Annotated in this window: 3 protein-coding genes and 1 pseudogene; all 4 read left to right on the top strand. The window is 39.1% G+C overall.

Features of this window, described 5'->3' with window-relative positions; genetic code table 11:
• A partial coding sequence (locus STRDD04_RS04830) for an LPXTG cell wall anchor domain-containing protein (RefSeq protein ID WP_156469051.1) occupies positions 1-670 on the top strand: 670 nt, incomplete at its 5' end.
• A gap of 19 nt (positions 671-689) precedes the next feature.
• The gene (locus STRDD04_RS04825; protein ID WP_017646913.1) at positions 690-1,169 is read left to right on the top strand and encodes a single-stranded DNA-binding protein; all 480 of its coding nucleotides are present in this window, start codon (positions 690-692) and stop codon (positions 1,167-1,169) included.
• Between the two features lie 326 nt (positions 1,170-1,495).
• On the top strand, positions 1,496-1,753 hold the full coding sequence (locus STRDD04_RS04820) for a hypothetical protein (protein ID WP_025195446.1): 258 nt from the start codon (positions 1,496-1,498) through the stop codon (positions 1,751-1,753).
• Positions 1,746-2,527, top strand: a pseudogene (locus STRDD04_RS04815) (VirD4-like conjugal transfer protein, CD1115 family); the annotation flags it as partial. The gene STRDD04_RS04820 and the pseudogene STRDD04_RS04815, both read left to right, overlap by 8 nt.

The raw sequence follows: 2,527 nt of genomic DNA, 5'->3' as shown, positions 1-2,527 counted from the left end.
AGTAACCTTTAACGATATTGATAACAATCAAACTGTGACACTCAATGGTCTTGATGGCTCTAAATTGGTAAAAGGCCGAAATATTAACCAAGCAGGCAACAGCTATTCAGCTGGCGCTGGAGATGTCTCTCAAGCCTCAGGTGGGGTCATTGACTCAAATGGTGTCCAATTTAACTTTAACGATGCTAAAAAGGTAACGTTTAGTGGTAGCCACTATTTACCAGGCTATATCAATACATCTATTGTCGCAGGTATCTTTGGTGTGGCATCTGAAGTTCCAAAAGAACCAAAGAAACCAAGTTTGGAAGTTACTAAAACAGATGTGGCAGTACCAGAAGCACCTCAAGCACCAAAACCAATCACTGTAGCGGTGAAGAAAGCAACCGTTGGAGCTCCTAGAGCAGGTGAAAAACCAGTTCCACTTACTGTAGCGGTTGAGAAAGTCACAGTAACAGCTCCTGATGCCCCAGAAGCTCCTAAACCTGTGGAAGTTGACGTACACTATTACAAGATGACGACAACACCAACGTCAGTAACACCAACTACACCAGTTAAACCAGCAAGTATGCTTCCTTCAACAGGTGAAGAAGGTAGCATGCTTGCAGTGCTAGGTGGCGCTCTACTTACAGGATTGAGTTTGATAGGCCTTCGTAAACGTAAAGAAAACTAATCAATAGAAAGGAAAGAGAATGCAAAGTTTTATTGCGAATGGTCGTGTTTCAGATATTCCATCAGATGCTGTTGGTAAAACAGCTAATGGCCATATCAGTTTTAAATTTGAATTTGTCTGTGACACCAGCCAACAAGATCAAGAAGGCAAGACTTTACCAGCTTTCTTTCATGTTCAGGTGTATGGCAAACAAGCTGAAATTATGGCTCAGAGCCTTGTTAAGGGATCGCCTATCCTAATTAAGGGTGAAATTATTCAACGTCCTTATACGAACAGCCAAGACCAACGACGAACCTATCAATTTATTGCTCCAGCCTTGCAAGGTGGTATTACTTTCTTAGAAAGTAAAGATGCTGCCAATAGACGAAAACAGGAGCAACTCGACATGCAGCAACAACCATCAGATAGTCAGAAGAATCTGTTTAGTGGAGATGAAAATCAAAATACTTCACCAAATAATTCTTATCCAACACCGATTGATGCTGATGAACCCTTCTAAATAACAGAATAAGGCATGAGGGAAAACATCATGCCTTATTTTTATAGACTCATCATCAATTCAAAAATAGCACGTGGAATAATCTCACGTGCTATTTCTGGTTAGGGATTGCGTCTCTGCTAGTATATCATAAGGCGTACTGAGAAGACAATTCTGAGCCATTTTCAGGTGATTTTATAGGGGATTATCCCTGAAAACCTCTTAAAATGAGCTATAAAAAGTTATATAACTTTTTGTCCACTATTTTGACTTGTCCCCTTAACGCAGGAATTTCCATTATCCCTTATTCTAGGAGTGTATTAAAAACTAGAAGGGAAAATTTGCTTATGGTAAAACAACAAACGGATTATCAATCCGATGATTTAATGGCTGATTCCCTTCAGATAGAAAATTATCTGAAGCAAGGAAGAAGCTGCCACTTATGTACGGTTCATCTGGGAATTGAAGATGGTATTAGTTCCTATCTGGAACGCTACCAACTCGCTTCGCCTCAACAGAAATTTAAGATTTTTCTTTTTTCAACTTTCTATGGTCAGAAGATCCAGCGATTTTTAGAAGAAATTCGAGGTAAGCAATATGTTTAGTTGGTTAGAAGCTGTTTTTTATACTTTGGTCCAACTGGCAAGGGTGAATCGACTTAATGCTTTATTATTGATTAGCTTTTTAGCTTATCTTTGTTACCAGGGATATAAGCTAGTCCGTCAACCGCTGATGACCTTTTTTCAGTTGATTAAAGGATGGATCGATGATAGGGATAACATTAAGAAGCGTATCCGACACAAAAAAGAAGAACTTCTGAATCTTTGTAAACATCGTCAAGATATTGACTGGAAATCATCTGGCAAAGATAAAGGGAAAATGATTTGGTCGTTGGTCAAGCGACTTGCCACAGTGATCCCAGCTTTTGTATTCCTGCTGTTTGGAAACCTTATTTTTCGTCTGGTTTACATGTTGCCTTTTGTTAAACAGGATAGGAAACGGTTTGACAAGGAAATGAAACCCTTGCTCTACTTTAAAAACTATCGTAGTTTTGTTTTTATGGGGCTAGGTTTCAGCTTTATTGCTTTAATCCTGGCAAACTATCTAGTAACTGTTTTAAGGGCAGCTATCCGCTTCCTTTATTTCTCGGTCGTTACTCTGAGAGATAATAGCCAGACAGTTACGTTTAATGTTGATAGCTTGTTGATTCAAAATCTGTTTAATATTAAGGTATTTGTTATTGCTCCTATTCTGGCCGTTCCTATCTTTATTATTGGGTTAATAGTTGCCTGGAAGTCTGCTTGGGTTAACTTTGAGCAGTACCGTGATTATAACCACAACGAAGAGGGGGATGATCGCTTTGCAACAGTCAAGGAGAT

The organism is Streptococcus sp. DD04 (genome assembly GCF_001578725.1).
Classification (GTDB): domain Bacteria; phylum Bacillota; class Bacilli; order Lactobacillales; family Streptococcaceae; genus Streptococcus; species Streptococcus sinensis.
The sequence above is the reverse complement of the archived record's forward strand: the minus strand, read 5'-3'. Positions and strand labels throughout refer to the sequence as shown.